This is a genomic window from Streptomyces huiliensis (genome assembly GCF_020037025.1).
In the GTDB taxonomy this organism is placed as follows: Bacteria; Actinomycetota; Actinomycetes; order Streptomycetales; family Streptomycetaceae; genus Streptomyces; species Streptomyces huiliensis.
Map to the genome: position 1 here is coordinate 1 of NZ_JAIQLH010000538.1, position 448 is coordinate 448.

The 448-nt window shown below is 71.2% G+C and carries 1 pseudogene; it reads right to left on the minus strand.

Features of this window, described 5'->3' with window-relative positions:
- Positions 1-327: pseudogene (locus JNW98_RS35740) on the minus strand (DUF742 domain-containing protein); the annotation flags it as partial.
- Positions 328-448 lie beyond the last annotated feature (121 nt).

Consider the following 448-nt stretch of genomic DNA (forward strand, 5'->3'; position numbering starts at 1 on the left):
GGTCATGGCGTAGGGGCGGACCAACGGGTTGCTCTTGCCGCCCGAGGGCGACCCCGAACGCCGGTGCTGCGGTCCCTGACCGGGACGCATGCCCTGCCCCGCGGGGGGCGGGACATGGCCCGTCGGAACGTGTCCGGGCGGAGCGTACCCGCCGCCGGGCACCGCGTTCGGCGGTGCCTGATGCTGCGGGGTGTACGGCACCTGCGAGGGGTGCTGGGCCTCCGACCGGTCCCTGGGGGTGGGCGCGGAGGGGAAGTTGAAGCGGTTCTGCGGCGGGTTCTCCTGCTGGTCATTGCCATACGGGTAACCGCCTGGGGGCGTTGCCACGGCTCCTCCTCCGACTTTCCTGTCTGCTGCTGGTCGCGCCACCGCACCTTAAGGCGCGGTGGCGCGAAACGCACTGCCTCTTTGCTAGTTGAGAAGGCTCCCCTGCAGTTCGGCGCGGAGG